The 18,027-nt window shown below is 65.3% G+C and carries 13 protein-coding genes; 9 read left to right on the plus strand and 4 right to left on the minus strand.

The window, feature by feature from the left end; translation table 11 throughout:
- Positions 1-14: 14 nt before the first annotated feature.
- Positions 15-1,556, minus strand: coding sequence for a galactarate dehydratase (gene garD / locus AB2N08_RS02505; protein WP_367609025.1), 1,542 nt, complete (start codon positions 1,554-1,556; stop codon positions 15-17).
- Positions 1,557-1,731: 175 nt separating this feature from the next.
- Here garD and AB2N08_RS02510 point away from each other — a divergent pair, with 175 nt between their 5' ends.
- From AB2N08_RS02510 to zwf, 5 genes are all read left to right on the plus strand, one after another.
- Complete coding sequence (locus AB2N08_RS02510) at positions 1,732-3,141, plus strand: glycoside hydrolase family 88/105 protein (protein WP_367609026.1); 1,410 nt, start codon at positions 1,732-1,734, stop codon at positions 3,139-3,141.
- 16 nt (positions 3,142-3,157) lie between these two features.
- Positions 3,158-4,360, plus strand: a complete 1,203-nt coding sequence (locus AB2N08_RS02515) for a DUF4861 family protein (protein WP_367609027.1) — start codon at positions 3,158-3,160, stop codon at positions 4,358-4,360.
- Positions 4,361-4,368: 8 nt separating this feature from the next.
- Positions 4,369-6,192, plus strand: a complete 1,824-nt coding sequence (locus AB2N08_RS02520; RefSeq protein WP_367609028.1) for a glycoside hydrolase family 28 protein — start codon at positions 4,369-4,371, stop codon at positions 6,190-6,192.
- A gap of 158 nt (positions 6,193-6,350) precedes the next feature.
- On the plus strand, positions 6,351-9,296 hold the full coding sequence (locus AB2N08_RS02525) for a TonB-dependent receptor (protein ID WP_367609029.1): 2,946 nt from the start codon (positions 6,351-6,353) through the stop codon (positions 9,294-9,296).
- Positions 9,297-9,470: 174 nt separating this feature from the next.
- Positions 9,471-10,937 (plus strand): glucose-6-phosphate dehydrogenase, encoded by a 1,467-nt coding sequence (gene zwf / locus AB2N08_RS02530; RefSeq protein ID WP_367609030.1) that lies wholly within the window; start codon positions 9,471-9,473, stop codon positions 10,935-10,937.
- 101 nt (positions 10,938-11,038) lie between these two features.
- On the opposite strand, the gene AB2N08_RS02535 is transcribed toward zwf, so the two are convergent.
- The gene (locus AB2N08_RS02535) at positions 11,039-11,527 is read right to left on the minus strand and encodes a MarR family winged helix-turn-helix transcriptional regulator (RefSeq protein ID WP_367609031.1); all 489 of its coding nucleotides are present in this window, start codon (positions 11,525-11,527) and stop codon (positions 11,039-11,041) included.
- 37 nt (positions 11,528-11,564) lie between these two features.
- On the opposite strand from AB2N08_RS02535, the gene AB2N08_RS02540 reads away from it, so the two are divergent.
- Complete coding sequence (locus tag AB2N08_RS02540) at positions 11,565-12,293, plus strand: siderophore-interacting protein (protein ID WP_367609032.1); 729 nt, start codon at positions 11,565-11,567, stop codon at positions 12,291-12,293.
- Between the two features lie 12 nt (positions 12,294-12,305).
- Here the strand turns inward: AB2N08_RS02540 and AB2N08_RS02545 are convergent, their stop codons facing one another.
- Together AB2N08_RS02545 and AB2N08_RS02550 are read right to left on the minus strand one after the other, a co-directional pair.
- Complete coding sequence (locus AB2N08_RS02545) at positions 12,306-12,941, minus strand: SAM-dependent methyltransferase (protein WP_367609033.1); 636 nt, start codon at positions 12,939-12,941, stop codon at positions 12,306-12,308.
- Between the two features lie 70 nt (positions 12,942-13,011).
- Positions 13,012-13,962: a 2-hydroxyacid dehydrogenase gene (locus AB2N08_RS02550; RefSeq protein WP_367609034.1), complete on the minus strand. Its 951-nt coding sequence runs from the start codon at positions 13,960-13,962 to the stop codon at positions 13,012-13,014.
- Positions 13,963-14,065: 103 nt separating this feature from the next.
- Here AB2N08_RS02550 and AB2N08_RS02555 point away from each other — a divergent pair, with 103 nt between their 5' ends.
- The 3 genes from AB2N08_RS02555 (at position 14,066) to AB2N08_RS02565 (ending at position 18,001) form a co-directional block, all read left to right on the plus strand.
- The gene (locus AB2N08_RS02555; RefSeq protein ID WP_367609035.1) at positions 14,066-15,205 is read left to right on the plus strand and encodes a DUF1624 domain-containing protein; all 1,140 of its coding nucleotides are present in this window, start codon (positions 14,066-14,068) and stop codon (positions 15,203-15,205) included.
- Between the two features lie 60 nt (positions 15,206-15,265).
- A complete protein-coding gene (locus tag AB2N08_RS02560; RefSeq protein ID WP_367609036.1) occupies positions 15,266-16,360 on the plus strand; it encodes an alpha/beta fold hydrolase in 1,095 nt (364 codons plus the stop codon).
- Positions 16,361-16,594: 234 nt separating this feature from the next.
- Positions 16,595-18,001 carry an APC family permease gene (locus AB2N08_RS02565; RefSeq protein WP_367609037.1) on the plus strand — a complete coding sequence of 469 codons (1,407 nt, stop codon included), beginning with the start codon at positions 16,595-16,597 and terminating at the stop codon, positions 17,999-18,001.
- The last annotated feature ends 26 nt before the right edge of the window (positions 18,002-18,027 follow it).

The raw sequence follows: 18,027 nt of genomic DNA on the forward strand, positions 1-18,027 counted from the left end.
TGTCTCTTTGTAGATTACGTCACTGGCGCCGGATTGAACAGCGCAAGCGAATTATGCAACTTCCACTGTTCGGCCCAGGTCTGGCGGCCGCTGGCCACGTCGAGGATCAGGCGGAACAGCTCCCAGCCCACGTCTTCGATGGTGGCTTCGCCGCTGGCGATACGCCCGGCGTCGACGTCCATCAGGTCGTGCCAGCGGCGCGCCAGTTCGGAGCGCGTCGCCATCTTGATCACCGGGACGGCGGCCAGGCCATACGGCGTGCCGCGTCCGGTCGTAAATACGTGGACGTTCATCCCGGCGGCCATCTGCAGCGTACCGCAAATGAAGTCGCTCGCCGGCGTGGCCGCGTAGATCAGGCCCTTCTGCCTGAGCTTGTCGCCGGGCGAGAGCACGCCGGTGATCGCCGTGCTGCCCGACTTGACGATCGAGCCCATCGCCTTTTCGACGATGTTCGACAGCCCGCCCTTCTTGTTGCCGGGCGTGGTATTGGCGCTGCGATCGACGCCGCCGCGCACCAGGTAATCGTCATACCACTGCATCTCGCGCACCATCGCCGCGGCCACTTCGGGCGTGGCGGCGCGCGCCGTCAACTGGTCGATCCCGTCGCGCACCTCGGTCACTTCCGAGAACATGACGGCGGCGCCGGCGCGCACCAGCAAGTCGGTCGCATAGCCGACGGCCGGATTGGCGGTCACGCCGGAGAATGCATCGCTGCCGCCGCACTGCACGCCCACCACCAGTTCGGACGCCGGACAGGTTTCGCGCTGGCGCGCATTGAGCGCCTCGAGATGGCGCTGCGCGGTGGCCATCAGGTTGTCGATCATCGACATGAAGCCCACGTGCTGCTGGTCTTGCAGGCAGACGACGGCCGGTTCGGCTGCGCCAATGGGGATCGAGCCGGACGGGAACAGCCGCGTTGGCGGCAGCTTCTCGCAGCCGAGGCTCACGACCATCACGTTGTCGCCGAAATTCGGGTTCTTCGACAGATTGCGCAGCGTGCGGATCGGAATCTCGGCGCCGGGCGCGTCAATGGCCACGCCGCAACCGTAGTTGTGCTCGAGCGAGACGATATCGTCGACATTCGGATAACGCGGCAGCAGCTCGGCCCTGATGCGCTTGACGGCATGCTCGATCACGCCCGACACGCATTGCACGGTGCTGGTCACGGCCAGCACATTGCGCGTGCCGACCGAGCCATCGCGATTGCGAAAGCCCTCGAACGTATAGCCTTCGAGCGGCGGAAACGCGGCCACGGCGTGGGTGCCGACCGGCAGGTCGTCGAGCGAGCGCGCCGCTGGCATGTGCAGCACTTTTTCGGAGATCCAGCTGCCGCGCGGGATGGCGCCATTGGCGTACCCGATCGTGACGCCATAACGGATCACGGCGTCGCCGTCGAGCAGGTCGACGAGCGCGACCTTGTGCCCCTGCGGCACGCCCTCGACCAGCACCAGCCCGTCCGCAAGGACGGTGCCGGCCGGCAGGCCACCATCGTTGGCGACAATCGCCACGTTGTCGCTGGCCTGCATGCGGATAGTACGGGGAACGAGCTGGTTCATTGGTCTGCCTTGTCTGGAAGTTCGACGAAAGTATGCCATACAAAATCAGAAAGTGGCTAGTCCACCTTGCGATTTTGGTCTGACCAAATTAGAATGGTCTGACCAAAAGAGCGATACCTGCATTTAAGCAACATGGGTAAATCACAGTGAACATCACGATGCCGATTGGAGACAAATGAAACTGCACCTTGCTGTACCCCTGGTTGCGGCCCTGCTGGGCTGCGCGCTCGCAACCTCACCTGCGCTGGCCGAGGGCCCTTACCGCAATCCCGACAACACCAATCTGGGCGATGCCGGCGAAGGCACCTACCCGATCCCGTATAAAAAGCCGGTGGTGGCCGAAGTCACCGCCCAGTTGCAGGCGATCCGCGCCTTCATGGACCGCGCCACGCCCACGCGCATCGTCAGCAAGCGCACCGGCCAGCCGGTCACGGACCTGAAAACGCCGAATGCCGACGCGATCTTCGAGCGCAGCGCTGGCGACTACGGCATCCAGGTCTACGAGATGGGCGTCGTGCATTCGGGTCTGCTCAAGGCGGCGGAAGTGACGAAAGACCCGGGCTTTACCAGCATGACGAAGCGTCACTTGGCCTTCTTCGCCGAAACGCTTCCGTACTTCCGCGCGCAGGAACAACAGTTCAAGCTCGAACGCGCCAACAGCTTCTCGCGCTTCCTCGATCCGCGCTCGCTCGACGACGCCGGCTCGATGTGCGCGGCGCTGATGCGCGCCCGCGCCGCGAAGGTGGGGCCGGACCTGAAAACCATGATCGACACCTGCAGCGACTGGGTCGCCAAGCGCCAGTTCCGGCTCGACGACGGCACGATGGCGCGCAAGCGCCCGCAGGAAGTCTCGCTGTGGGCCGACGATATGTACATGAGCATCCCGGCGCTGGCCGAGATGGGTCGCCTGACCGGCAAGCGCGAACATTTCGACGACGCGGTGAATAACGTCATCGGCATGTCGAGCCGCATGTTCAATCCGCAGCTCGGCCTGTATACGCACGGCTGGCATGCCAACCATCCTGACGCGCCGCGCTTCTACTGGGCACGCGCCAATGGCTGGGCGGTGCTGGCGATGTCCGACCTGCTCGACGTGTTGCCGAAAGACCATCCGGGTTATCCAAAAGTGCTGGCGCAGCTGCGCGCGTCGCTCAAAGGCATCGCCGAACTGCAAAGCGGCAGCGGCCTGTGGCACCAGATGATCGACCGTAACGACTCGTATCTGGAGACGTCGGCCAGCGCGATCTTCACCTATGTGTTTGCGCACGCCGTCAACGAGGGCTGGGTCAGCCCGACAACCTACGGCTCGATCGCACAGACAGGCTGGAACGCACTCTCTACCCGCATCACGGCGCTCGGCCAGGTCGAGGGTACCTGCGTGGGCACGACGCTGGCCGGCGACATGGTCTATTACTACAACCGCCCGACCAGCGTCGACGCCCTGCACGGGTATGGCCCGATGCTGCTGGCCGGGGCCGAGATCATTCGCCTGGTGACGAACCCCGCGTTCGAGGTGCAGCACAAGGTGCGCACCTACCACTACATGCCCAAGGGCGGGCAGACCGACTACCGCGAACACCACTGACCCCGGAGTGACCAACATGAAGAAACTCGTTTTCGCAGCCGTCCTGGCCGCGCCGCTGGCGCACGCCCATGCAGACGGCATCGCCGTCACCGTCCAGCAAGACCTGTCCATCGCCCGCCCTTCGGAAACCATCGCGATCCCGTGGAAGGATGTCAACGCCGCCCTGCCCGGCGCGATGGTGCAGAAGATCGCGGTGAAGGATGCCCGTGGCCGCGTGCTGCCGCACCAGGTGACGAATATCGCGCCGCAGGCGAAAGACCCGAAGAACGAAGGCGTGGCCTACGGCGAACTGCTGTTCCAGCACAGCTTTGCCGCTGGCGAACAAAGCGCAAGCTTCACCGTCGAGCGCATCGACGGCGTCGCGCCGCCCTTCCCGATCAAGACCTTCGCGCGGCAGGTGCCCGAGCGCCTGGACGACTTCGCGTGGGAGAACGACAAGATCGCCCACCGCACCTACGGCCCGGCCCTGGCTGCGCCGGCGCCGGCCGGCGTGGTCAAGGAAGTGCTGGTGACCAGCGGCCTGGATATCTGGTTCAAGCGCGTCGACTATCCGATCGTCGACCGCTGGTACAACAAGGGCCACGATCATTATCACAAGGATCAGGGCGAAGGCATGGACATGTACAACGTCGGCAAGTCGCGCGGCGCCGGCGGCAGCGGCGTCTGGAGCGGCGAGACCTTGTACCCGGGCGTGAACTACGCGAGCTACAAGATCCTCGCCAACGGCCCGATCCGCACCGTGTTCGAGCTGCACTACGCGCCATGGGACGCCGCCGGCCGCCAGGTCAGCGAAGTCAAGCGCTTCACGGTCGATGCCGGCCACTGGTTCGACCGCATCGACAGCACGTTCACCGCCAGCGGCGACGGGCCGTTGACGGTGGCCGTGGGCCTGAACAAGACGCCGGGCGACAAGGGCCAGGACCCGAAGGTCATGACAAGCCGCGACGGCAAGGTACTGCTGCAATGGGTCGAGCAGACCAGCAATGACGCGTTCGGCACGGCGGTGGTGCTGCCATCGGCCGAAGGTTTCGCCCAGGATGCGCTCAATGAACTGATCGTGGCGAAGGCCACGCCCGGCAAGCCGCTCCGATACTACGCCGGCGGCGCGTGGCGCCGGGCCGGCGAGATCACCAGTCGCGAACAGTGGCAACGCCAGGCCGCCGACATCGCCGCACGCGACGCCAGCCCGGTGCGCGTGACCATCAAGCCGGTCAAATAAGGATGACGATGCCATTTCACCCCAAACGCCGCGCGCTGCTGCGCACCGTACCTGCGGCCTCGCTGATGCTGTCAGGCGTGAAAAGCGCCGCCGCTGCCGTCGCTGCCGCCGCCGACCCGTGGCAGCGCGCCACCGACATCATCGCCCGCTTCGCCACGCCGCTGGTGTTTCGCAAACAGGATTTCGACGTCACCGCGTACGGCGCCAGGTCGGCCACGCTGGTGAAGGTGCAGGGCCAGGTTGCCTCGCTGGTCGACGGTGTGCTCGACACGCCGGCGCACGGCTCGCCCGACTGCTACCCGGCGATTGCCGCCGCCATCGCGGCCTGCCACGCCAAGGGTGGCGGGCGGGTCGTGATCCCGAAAGGCGAATGGTACTGCGCCGGACCGATCGTGCTGCGCTCGAACGTGCACGTGCACCTGGCGGCCGGCGCGCGCGTGCACTTTTCGGCCAATCCCGACCACTATGCGCGCCACGGCGAGCATGACTGCGGCGCCAACGGCAAGCTGGTGCTGTCGCGCTGGCAGGGCAACGACTGCCTGAACTATTCGCCGATGGTGTACGCGATCAACCAGCACAATATCGCCCTCACCGGCGAAGACTGGACCAGCATCCTCAATGGCCAGGGCGGCGTGCCGTTCGAAGCCGAATTCGGGCAGCGCAGCGAATGCTGGTGGGACTGGAAGGGCCGCGGCAAGCCGGTGCGCAGCCGCACCGAAGTGGCCGCCAATCCGAACAACCCCGCGCTCGACCAGGTCGTCCCCGGCATCGACGCGCGCCTGCAGGCGGGCATCCAGGGCGACGGCGAGCGCTGGCAGACCGACTCGCGCTACCTGCCCGCGTTGTCCGAGGCCGGCGTGCCGGCCGCGCGGCGGGTGTTCGGCCACGGCCACTTTTTGCGCCCTTGCATGATCGAGCTGATTGGCTGCAGCAAGGTGCTGCTGCAGGGTTACCAGGTCAATGCCGCGCCGTTCTGGCTGCACCATCCGGTCAATTGCAAGGATTTGTTGATCCGCCGCGTGAACATGGAAAGCCTGGGCCCGAACAGCGACGGGTTCGACCCGGAAGCCTGCGACGGCGTGCTGGTCGACGAGTGCCACTTCAACAACGGCGACGACTGCATCGCCATCAAGGCCGGCAAGAACCGCGATACGCAGCATGGCCCGACGCGCAACATCGTCATCCAGCGCTGCGTGATGAACAGCGGCCACGGCGGGGTCACGCTCGGCAGCGAAATGGCGGGCGGGATCGAACACGTCTACGCGCAGCAGCTCGAGTTTCGCAACACACACTGGAAAGACGATCCGCTGAACACGGCGATCCGGCTCAAGACGAACATGAACCGGGGCGGTTTCTTGCGCCACCTGTACGTGCGCGACGTGACCTTGCCCAATGGCGTGGCGACCGAACCGATGATGTACAAGCCGCTCGCCGGCGCGCGTGAACTGACGCAGCCGGTGGCCTCGAGCGCCGGCGCCATCGTCACCATCGACTGCGATTACGTGCCCGGCGACGACACGATGCGCAATCGGCCGCCGCAGGTATCGGACATCGACATCCGCAACGTGCGCGCCAGGAATGTCGATACCGGCAAGGGCAGCTTCTCGTGCTACCAGGCCTTTGTGCTGCTGGGGCCCGTCGCGTCGAGCTTCAACGGCAAGCCCGGCACGGCCATCCCGCCGATCGCCCGCGTGCGCATCAGCGATTCCGATTTCGGCACGCCGGTCAATACCGCCCAGCCGTGGTTCCTGCACAACGCCGTCGACATCACGCTGGACAACGTCACCATTGGTGGCAAGCGCTACAAGCAGGTCTTGAACACGAAGACCTGACTCGCAACAGGTCAGGCCACCTGAAAAATATTTTTTAATTGGCCTGACCAAAACTGCAAGATGTGACATAGAATTCAAAAACTGGCCTGACCAGATAAGCAAATGCAGCGCCGGTGGACCACACGATGTCCACCTCGATAAAAACGCATGGAGACAGCATGAACCAACATCCGCACCGCGCATCGCTGCGCAAACTCACCCTATGCCTGCTGGGCACCGCTTCGGTGTCCGCCATGTCGCTGGGCCCCGCCTTTGCCCAGGAGGTTGCAGCCACCCCGGCGGGCACCGGCGCAGCGCAAACGGTGGTCGTCACCGGCCTGCGCGCCTCGCTCGAATCTGCCCTGAATGCCAAGCGCCAGGACAGCGGCATCGTCGACGTCATCAAGTCGGAAGACATGGGCAAGTTCCCCGATACGAACCTGGCCGAGTCGCTGCAGCGCGTGCCGGGCGTGGTCATCGACCGCGACGCCGGCGAAGGCCGTTCGATCACGGTGCGCGGCCTCGGCCAGGACTTTACCCGCGTGCGCATCAACGGTATCGAAGGCCTGGCCACCACCGGCGGCACCGACAGCTCGGGCGGCACGAATCGCGGCCGCGGCTTCGACTTCAATGTGTTCGCCTCGGAACTGTTCAGCGCCCTCACGGTGCGCAAGAGCTCCTCGGCCGACGTCGATGAAGGCTCGCTCGGCGCCACCGTCGACCTGCAGACCCTGCGCCCGTTCGACCTGCGCGGCTTCAATGCCACCGTGGCGCTCAAGGGCAAGTACAACGACGGCTCGGAGAAAACCGATCCGCGCGGCGCATTCATGATTTCGAATACCTTCTTCGACCGCAAGGTTGGCGTACTGGTATCGGGCGCTTACTCCAAACGCCGCGTGCTCGAAGATGGCTTCAGCTCGGTGCGCTGGGATAACGGCCCATCGTCGGGCGGCTGGTGCGCACCGCAAGGCATGGCCGCCAACCCGGCCAACTCCACGGCGACCACCTGCGGCCCGGCCGCGCAGGGCGCCGAACGGCTGCCGAACACGCCGGCCAATATCGCCGCCTACAATGCCGCCAGCGATCCGAACAACTTCCATCCGCGCCTGCCGCGCTATGGCCGCCTGACCCACGACCAGGACCGCCTGGGCCTGACCGGTTCGGTGCAATGGCGTCCGCAGCAAGGCACCCTGCTGACCTTCGACATGCTGTACTCGAAGCTCGACGCCACGCGCCAGGAAGACTTCTTGCAGGCGACATCGTTCAGCCGCAGCGCCAGCCAGGGCGGCAAGCCGCAGGTCGGCGTGCTCGAAGCCGAATACGACCAGAACGGCTCGCTGCTGTACGGCCGCTACAACAACGTCGATATCCGTTCCGAGCAGCGCTACGATGAACTGAAAACCACGTTCACCCAGCCAACGCTGACCCTCGAACACAAGCTCAGCGACACGCTGAGCATGAGCGCCAAGTATGGCCGCGCCGAGTCGAAGTTCCGCAATCCGGTCCAGACCACGGTCACGCTCGACGCGCTCAATGTCGACAATTACAGCATCGACTTCCGCAACGACAGCCGCCGTCCGGTGATCAGCTATCCGTTCGATGTGAATGGCGGCACGCTCGGCCTGATCGGTGTGCCACAAGTGGCCAGCGGCACCCAGCCGACCACGGTGCCTAACACCACGACCAGCGAGATCCGGATTCGGCCGCAGGGCACCGACAACGTCAACAACGTCGCCCAGTTCGACCTGGCCTGGGAAGCGAGCGATATCTTCAGCTTCAAGGGCGGCGTCAACAGCAAGAAGTATTCGTCGGATACCTATGAATTTCGCCGCGTCAACCAGAACGACACGATCTTCGCGCCGCCCGCAGGCGCCACCGGCCTGACGAGCAATATCAGCGGCTTCGGCAGCAACTTCGGCATGCCGGCCGGCAGCCCGACCGGCTGGGTGATCCCGAACCTGCAAGCCATCGCCGCCGCCTACGACATCTACTGCAACTGCATCAAGAGCGGCCCTGCCGGCGGCCCGGGCGACTTCACCCTGTCGTCCATTGAAAACGGCAATGCACGCGGCAACAACCGCTCGGTCACCGAGAAGAGCGACGGCCTGTATCTGATGGGCGAGTTCCGCTACGACCTGTGGAACATCCCGCTGCGCGGCAATTTCGGCGTGCGCCACGTGAAGACCGAACTCGAAACGCTCGGCTACCAGGCCGCCGGCGGCGGCACCGCAGTCAAGGTCGAGCACGACTACAAGGACACGCTGCCATCGTTCAACCTGACCGCGAACCTGACCGATGAATTCATCGTACGCGTCGGCGCCGCCAAGGTGATGACCCGGCCGCAACTGGGCTTCTTGTCACCGGGCGGCAGCATCGCCACCACCGGCAACCTGTCGATCAACACCGGCAACCCGTTCCTCAAGCCGTTCCGCGCGAAGACGTTCGACACCAGCTTCGAGTACTACTTCAAGAACAAGGCGTTCGTGGGCCTGGGCCTGTTCCAGAAAAACATCGACACCTATATCCAGAGCTTGCGCACCAACGTGGCGTTCAGGGATTCAGGCCTGCCGCTCTCGCTCCTGCCGGCCAACTTCACCGGTGAAGAAGTGTTCCAGCTGACGGCGCCGGTGAATACCGACGGCGGCAAGCTGAAAGGCTTCGAGATCAGCTACCAGCAGCCGTTCACGTTCCTGCCCGGCTGGGGCAAGAACTTCGGCACGCTGCTGAACTACACCAAGGTGAGTTCGAAGATCGAGTACCTGGTCTCGCCGACCAGCGACGCGAAGATCATCGACGACTTGCTGAACCTGTCGCCAAAAGCCTGGAACGCCACCTTCTTCTACGACGACGGCAAGTTCAGTGCACGCGTCTCGGGCGCCAAGCGCTCGGGCTTCGTCACCCGCGTGCCGGGCCAGAACAACAACGACGTCGAGGGCAAGAACGAAACGTTCAACGTCGACCTGTCGGTGTCGTACAAGGTCAACGAGAACCTCGAGTTCACGCTCGAAGGCGTCAACCTGACCAACGAAGAAAGCGACCAGTTCATCAGCCGGACGCGCAACAGCGTGGTGGTCAACAATGTCACCGGCCGCGAGTATCTGTTCGGGCTGCGTTACAAGTTCTGACCGACCGCTTTCCAGCGTCCTTGGGCCCGCGCTTGCGCGGGTTTTTCTTTCGCAGGTACGAGCCCGCCGCCACGTCATTCCCGCGGAGGCGGGAATCCAAGTCGGGCGTCAGTTACGCTACAATCTCAAGACCTACGGCGCACGCGCTCCCGACAACCTGCCAGCGAAAGACCCATGAGCACTTCGACCGAGATTGACAACGGCCTCCCCCTCGACATGACCATCTTCGGCGGCATGGGCGACCTAGCCATGCGCAAGCTGCTGCCTGCGCTGTACATGGCTTACCTGCACGGCAATCTGCCGCCATCGACGCGCATCCTGTCGACCGGCCGCCAGGACTATGACCGCGCGGCCTATCTCGCCTTTATCGAAGAGCATTCGCGCTCGTTCATCACCGCCGAAAATTTTAACGAAAAGAGCTGGACGGGCTTCCTCGATCTGCTGGTCTACGTGAAAGTCGACGTGGCCGCGGCGCCGATCTTCGACACCTTGCGCGACGCCTCCCGCGACGGCGCCCAGCGCGTGTTCTATCTTGCGACCGCGCCATCGCTGTTTACCACCATCTGCGACAAGCTCGCCGCCACCGGCCTGGTCGACGCCAACGCCCGCGTGGTGCTCGAGAAACCGCTGGGCCGCGACCTGGCGTCGGCCGTGGAGATCAACGAGGCGGTCGGCAAGCATTTCGCCGAGTCGCAGATCTACCGCATCGACCATTACCTGGGTAAAGAGACGGTGCAGAACCTGATGGTGCTGCGCTTCGGGAACTCGATCCTGGAGCCGCTGTGGCGCGCGCCGAACATCGCCAGCGTGCAGATCACGGTGGCCGAAGAAGTGGGCGTGGGCAGCCGCGCAGGCTTCTACGACAGCGCCGGCGCCATGCGCGACATGGTGCAGAACCATCTGATGCAATTGCTGTGCATCGTGGCAATGGAGCCGCCAACGTCGCTCTCGCCGGACGCTGTGCGCGACGAAAAGCTCAAGGTGCTGCGCTCGCTGCGCCGCATGGGCCTGGCCGACATCGCGCGCGACACCGTGCGCGGGCAGTATGCGCATGGCGTGAGCGGCAACCAAGAGGCGAAGGGTTACCACGAAGAGAGCAACGTGCCGGCCAACAGCCACACCGAGACCTTCGTCGCCCTGCGCGCGCACATCGATACCTGGCGCTGGTCGAAGGTGCCGTTCTATCTTCGTACCGGCAAGCGCATGGCGCGTCGTTCCTCGAAAATCGTGATCGAGTTCGCCAATCCGCCGTTCCCGCTTTTCCCCGAGACCCCGGGCGGCGTCGCCAATCGGCTCGTCATCGAGCTGCAACCCGAAGAAGCGATCAAGCTGCAGATCTTTGCCAAGCAGCCGGGCAGCGGGATGCAGATGCAGCAGGTCGCGCTGAACCTCGATTTGCAGTCGGCGTTCGAGCAGCGCCGCGCCGAAGCGTATGAGCGTTTGCTGATCGACGTCGTGCGCGGGCGCCTGACGCACTTCATGCGCCGCGATGAACTCGAGGCGGCGTGGGAATGGGTCGAGCCGATCATCAACGGCTGGGAGACGCTGGGCGAGAAGCCGCATGCGTACGCGGCCGGTTCGTGGGGGCCGCCGGAATCGTTCGCGCTCTTGGCGCGCGACGGGTTTGGCTGGGTGGAGTAATCGCGGCGCGTTGGCGGCCATTGGTCGCTGGACGATCTTGCCGCTAACTATCGACCGCTGACTATCGGCGCGTCGGCGGCGCAGCCGCCAACGCTGTTAGGTCAACGCGTCTTTGGCGCCGCCAACCCCACCAGGTTTTCCCGTACTCGCGCCAGCAACGCCATGAGCTGGGCCTGCTCTTCCCGGGCCAGCCCGGCCAGGGCCACCGCCCCCAATTCGCCGCTCTGGCGCTGCAACTCCCCCACCACCGCCTGCCCCGCACTGCTCAGCGCCAGCCGTGTGCTGCGCCGGTCCGCTTCATCGGCAGTCGCGTCGAGCATGCCCGCATCGCGCAAACCCTTGATCAGGCGCGCCACCTGCGCCTTGTCGCGCCCTGAATGCGCGACGAGGTCGCTCTGCGTCGCACCCGGATGGCGGCCGAAAAACCGCAGCACCTTGATGTCCATGTGCGCCAGTTCTTGCGAACCCGCTTGCGGGCCGGCGCGCAGGCCGCGCATCTGCTGCGAGCGGTACAGGTGCACGATCGCGTGCATCACCTCGAGCGCATCTTCGCCGCTTTTTTGGTTGACTCTATCAACTTCTTTTTGCATAATGGTGGACGTTATCAACTAATTCCCGGAGTGTAGCATGATTGAATCTCTTGTTCCCACGATCGAACGCGTGCGCCACGACCTGAAAATGCGCGACGTCACCGTCGTCCGCATCAACCACGTGAGCCCGGGCTTTGCTAGCATCACCTTCCACGGCGAGGCGCTGGCTGACTTCACCTCGCTGTCGTTCGACGACCATGTCAAGTTCATGTTCAACGATGCCAATGGCGAGCAGGTGCGGCGCGACTACACGCCCCGCCGTTTTGACCGCGACGCGCGCGAACTCGACATCGAGTTCGCCCTGCACGGCCACGGCGGCGCAGCCGAGTGGGCGCGCAATGCGACTGTCGGCCAGAGCGCCATCATCGGCGGGCCGCGCGGCTCGATGATCCTGCCGCTGCAGATGGATTGGCACCTGCTGATCGGCGACGACAGCGCGCTGCCGGCCGTGACGCGCCGGCTCGAAGAATTGCCGGCCGCTGCACGCGTGCAGGCAGTGTTGCTGGTCGATACGCCGGACCGCCGCACGTTCGCCACCCAGGCGCATGCCGATATCCACTGGGTCGCAAGTGAAGACGAACTGCTGCAGGTGCTGACAGACTTGCCGCTGCAGCCTGGGGCCGGGCTGGCCTGGGGCGGTGGCGAAGCGGCGCTGATGGCGCGCGTGCGCGAACTCTTGATCGCCAAGGGCATGCCGCGCCAGGCGGCCAAGGTGTCGGCCTACTGGAAGCGCGGCGTGGCCGACCATCACGAGCGGCTGGACTGATCCGGCAGCCGCTCAGCGTGGATAGGTAAATCCGGTGGCGATATCCATCGGCACCGGGCGTTTGCCGTCGCGCACCATCAGGCGGTCAGGCGGTTCGTCGCCGGCCAGCGCGCCCGGCGTATTCGACAACCCTTCGCCCTGCCGCACCAGCGGGTCGCTGCGTTCGTAGACGTTGCGGCAGCCGGTGGCCTTGAGCAGCGCCTGCACGACCGGCACCTTCCACATGTCGACGCCGGCGGCGTTGAACTGGCAGATCAGATACCCATCCGCGCCACCATACCCGTGCACCTGCAGACCCGGCAAACCATCTTTTTCACCATCGATCAGCTGGACGAGCGCCTGCGGATCGGCGACGCGCAGCACGGCGGCGCGCTTGTCGATGGCCGCTTGCACGCGGCGCTTGATCATTGCGTGGTCGACCGGTTCGTCCTCGCGCAGGGACCACATGCGCCCGACGATCTGCGACTTGGCGTTGTAGGCGGCGCGGCCGATGAACTGGCGCGTGGACGTTTGCACGATGGCGGTGATGCCCGGCTTGTTGCGCTCGTGGCCCTTGCCGTCGACTTTTTCGACGGCCGACAGGTAAATCCACGGGTCGCCGGCGAGCAGGGCTTTTTCCTTGCCCTGCTTGATGGTGATGATGAGCATGTGAGACTTTCGTTTTCAGGACGGGGATGATACAGCAATCGCCGGCCAGCCCCGCCGCTCATTGGCCGCCTCAGCCCACCGGCGTCGGCAGCGGCTTGCCGGCAAAGTGCGCCCGCAGATTGTCGACCGCCAGCTGGCCCATCGCCCGCCGCGCCTCGAAGGTGAAGCTGCCCACGTGCGGCGTGAGCACCACGTTGTCCAGCGCCAGCAGCGCGTCAGGCACCTGCGGCTCGTGTTCGAACACGTCCAGGCCCGCAGCGCCCAGACGCCCATCCTGCAGCGCCGTGACCAGGGCCGCCTCGTCGACCACGGTGCCGCGCGCGATGTTGATCAAGGTGCCCTCCGGCCCCAGCGCCTCGATGATCGCCTGGTCGATCATGCCCTCGGTGTCGGCGCCGCCCGGCATGCACAGCACCAGCATATCGCTCTCTTGCGCCAGCGCCAGCAGCGAATCGCTACGCTGCTCCGGCGCCGGGCCGGGGCTGCGCTGGTAGTAACGGATCTGCAATCCGAAACCTTGCAGGCGCCCGGCGACGGCTTGCCCGATGCGCCCGAACCCGACGATGCCGGCGACCTTGCCCTTCAAAGCGCGTGCCTGCATGTGCGCCATCGGCGCCTTGGCCGCCCAACCACCGGTGCGCACGTGGCGATCGAGCAGCGGCAGGCGGCGCACGGTGGACAGCAAGAGGGTGACGGCGAAATCGGCCACGTCGTCGGTCAGCACATCCGGCGTGTTGGTCACGTGGATGCCCTTTTCGGCCAGCAGCGCCAGCGGCACCGCGTCAACGCCGACGCCATGCACCGTGACGATGTCAAGCGCCGGCAGGCTGGCCACCAGCGCTGGCGTCACGCCCACCGTGCCGGTGGTGAGGACGCCGCGAATGCCGTGGGCGATCGCGTCGAACGCCGGCTCGCCCGCCTGCGGGATGGCGGCCATGAAGTGACAGTCGAAGGCCTGCGTGATCTGTTCGCGCACGTCGTTCGACCACACGCTGCCCAATACAAGAATGCTCGGTTTCATCGGTAAATATCCTGCCCTTTCGTCGTGGATGATCAGCCAAGTATGCCAGAGGCGGGACTTGCCGGTGACAGCGCACGGTACAATGCCGGGTTCTGTAACAGGAATGAAGCCAGTGAAAATCCCAAGCCAACGCATCGCCTCGATTGACGTCGTGCGCGGTCTCGTCATGCTGATCATGACGATCGACCACGTCCGCGAAACCTTCTATCTGCAGCACCAGGTCAGCGACCCGATGGATGCCGCGACCACCGACCCGGCCCTGTTCTTCTCGCGCCTGGCCGCGCATTTCTGCGCGCCGATGTTCGTGTTCCTCACCGGCCTGTCGGCCTGGCTGTACGCCAATCCGGCGAGCGGTGCGCGCAGCGCGACGGGCTTCCTGGCCAAGCGCGGCATATTTTTGATCCTGCTCGAGATCGTGGTCATCAACTTTGCCTGGACCGGCACCTTCACGCCGCAAACCGTGTATCTGCAGGTGATGTGGGCGATCGGCCTGTCGATGCTGGCCCTGGCCTTGCTGCACCGCTTGCCCCTGATGCTGCTGGCGACCGTCGGCGCGGCGATCGTGTTCGGCCACAACGCATTGTCTGGCGTGTCGTTCGCGCCCGATACCTGGGCCGCCAGCGCCTGGACCATCCTCGAGCAGCGCGGCTATCTGATACAAGACCCGGTGCGCGTGCGCATCAGCTATCCGCTGCTGGCCTGGATCGGCGTGATCCTGCTTGGTTACGCCTGCGGCCCGCTGTATGCGCGCGCCATGCTGCCTGCACAGCGCCGGCGCTGGCTGGTGATTGCCGGCGTGGCCAGCCTGCTGCTGCTCGCGGTGCTGCGCACCTGGAACATCTACGGCGAGACGCTGCCATGGGCGCCGCACGACACGCTGCTGCGCAGCGCGATGTCGTGGCTGAATTTCACCAAGTATCCGCCGTCGCTGGACTTTTTGCTGCTGACCCTTGGCGTGGGCGTGCTGGTGCTGGCCTGGATCGAGCGGATCGATGCCGGCTGGGTACGCGTGTGCGCGGTGTTCGGCGGCGCGCCGCTGTTCTTCTACATCGCGCACCTGTACCTGCTGCTGGCCGCGCAGCGCGCCGCCGCGTTTGTGCTTGGCGTGCCGCGCGCCGACATCGATCATGTGTGGCAGGTGTGGCTCGGCTCGGTCTTGCTGGCGGTGCTGCTGTACTGGCCGACCAGACGGTTTGGGCAATACAAGCGCGACAGCGGGAAGGCGTGGGTCAGGTACTTGTAGTATTGGCGCAGCGCGTCAATGGGCGTACAGTTCCATGGTCGCCAATTCGATGGGATCGCCATGTACGCCAGCAACTGGACTACCTTGGGGCCGCAACAGGTACAAGCTCTCAAGAATATGGATCGCAGCCGCCAGGAACGTGGCCGGCAGCTTGAGCGCGCCGGCCACGGCCCGCAAGAAACGCCGTTCACGGTCGTCCTGACCGAAACAGGTGTCAACTTGCGCCGCTACGATCCCGTCGCCGCCAGCGGGCCGGCGGTGCTGCTGGTGCCCGCGCCCATCAAGCGCGCCTATATCTGGGACCTCGCGCCCGAGATCAGCGTCGTGCAGCGCTGGCAAGAGCGCGGCTACCGCGTGTACCTGGCCGAATGGTTGCCGATGCCGGATGGCGACCCGGCAGTCGGCCTGGCCGACTATGGCGACCGCATGCTCACGCGCTGCCAACGCGCCATCCAGGCCGACAGCGGCGCAGCAACGCTGACGATCGTCGGCCACTCGCTCGGCGGCATCCTCGCGGCGATCTACAGCGCCTTGCATCCCGAGCGCGTCGCGGCAACCGTGCTGCTCGAATCGCCCCTGCGCTTCGAGCCGAGCGCCTGCTGCTTCGCGCCGCTGGTCAAAGCCACGCCCGACGCACGCCGCATCGCCGACAAGTTTACGCACGTGCCGGGCGCGTTTCTCAACATGATGAGCGCACTGGCCGAGCCGCAGGCGTTCGGCTGGGAGCGCGCCACCGACCGCTGGCTGTCGCTGTTCGACCCGAAAGCGCTGGCCACGCACATGCAGGTCGAGCGCTGGAGCCATGATGAATTCCCGCTGCCCGGCAAGCTGTTCGTCGACATCGTCGAGTCGCTGTACCGCAACGACGCGTTCATGGCGGGCCAGCTGGCGATCAACGGCCGCACCATCGGTCCGGCCGACCTGCATTCGCCCCTGATCAGCGTCGTCGATTTTCGCAGCAAGGTGATTCCGCCGGCCGCTGTCGTGCCCTTCCACGAGGCGACGTCGAGCGAGCGCAAGCAGGTGCTTCAGTATCGCGGCGACATTGGCGTGAACCTGCAACACGTTGGCGTGCTGGTCGGCCGTAGCGCACATGCGACACTCTGGCCGGCCATCTTCGACTGGCTCGGCGCGCCGGCTGCGACACGCCCATGACATCGCAGTGACGGCGACGCACCCCGCGCCGCCGTCCGCTTCGTGCAGCCATCTTCCGGCATCTCCCTTGCATCATCACCGTATTGACACGAGCCACGCGGCAATCGCGCGCCACGCTCGCACCGGTGTCGATAACATTCTTTTATGAACAGCGGGTGCGCGGCCACATGCCGGCAGCACGTCGCATGACCAACCACGCACGGCGCTTCCCTGAGGCATCGGGCAAATCCTGACATGTCCACCATGGATGCCATCGAAGCTGAACGCGCTGTTGCATCGCCTGCCGACACCCGTCCGCGCCCGACCATCGGTCTGCGCGAGGCGGTCGCCGTCATCGTGGGCGTCGTCATCGGCGCCGGCATTTTCAAGGCGCCATCGCTCGTCGCCAGCCTCAGCGGCGGCGCCACGCAGATGTTTACGCTGTGGGCGCTCGGCGGCTTGATGTCCCTGATCGGCGCGCTCTGCTATGCCGAGCTGACCACCACCTATCCCCACCAGGGGGGCGACTACCACTACCTGCATCGCGCCTTCGGCCGTTCGGTCGCCTTCCTCTTCGGCTGGGCCCGGTTTTCCGTCATCACCACCGGCTCGATCGCCCTCCTTGCCTTTGTCTTCGGCGACTACATGCAGCAGGCGGTGCCACTGACATTCCTGCCGGGCGACTGGGGCAGCACGAGTTACGCGGTGGCCGTCATCGTCGGCCTGTCCGCACTGAACCTGCGCGGCATCCGCACCGGCACCGGCGCCCAGACCTTGCTGACGGTCACCGAGATTCTAGGCCTGCTCGTCATCGTCGGCGCCGCCGCGCTGTTTTCCGATCCCGCACCGGCCAGCGCCACCGCAGCGACCACGTCGGCGGCGCCCGAAGTCGCGGCGCTCGGCATGGCGATGGTGTTTGTTTTGCTCACCTACGGTGGCTGGAACGAGGCCGCCTATATCAGTGCCGAGATGCGCGGCGGTCCGCGCAAGATGGTGCTCGCGCTGATTGCGGCCATCGTGATCATCACGGCCCTGTATCTGCTGGTGACGTGGGCCTACTGGAAAGTGCTCGGCATGGAGGGCATGGCGGCGTCCGAAGCGGTGGCGGCCGACGTCATGCAAACCGTGTTTGGCGCGCCGGGCGAGAAAATCATCTCGGTGCTGGTCGCCGTGTCCGCCCTCACCTCGATCAACGCCACGATGATCGTCGGCGCGCGCACCAGCTACGCCATTGGCCTCGACTGGAAAAAACTGGGCCGCCTGGCCGCATGGGACCGCGAACGCGGCACGCCCACCGTGGCCATGACGGTCCAGTGCGTCGCCGCGCTGGCGCTTGTTGCGGTAGGCGCCGCATTGGGTAGCGGTTTCAAGGCGATGGTCGAGTTCACCGCGCCCGTGTTCTGGCTGTTCTTCCTGCTCACCGGCCTGTCGCTGTTCGTGCTGCGCCAGCGCGAGCCGCACATCCCGCGCCCGTTCAGGGTGCCGCTGTATCCCGTGCTGCCGCTGCTGTTCTGCGCCAGTTGCGCCTATATGCTCTGGTCGAGCCTGTCGTACGTGTACAGCCAGTCGCTCGGCGGCCTGAATGCAGCGTGGATCGGCGTGGCAGTGCTGGCTTGCGGCGCCGTGCTGCTGCTCGTGCTGCGCTCGCAACAAGATCAATGAGTACCGTCACCAATCCCACCTGACCA

The organism is Massilia aurea (assembly GCF_040790145.1).
Classification (GTDB): domain Bacteria; phylum Pseudomonadota; class Gammaproteobacteria; order Burkholderiales; family Burkholderiaceae_D; genus Telluria; species Telluria aurea_C.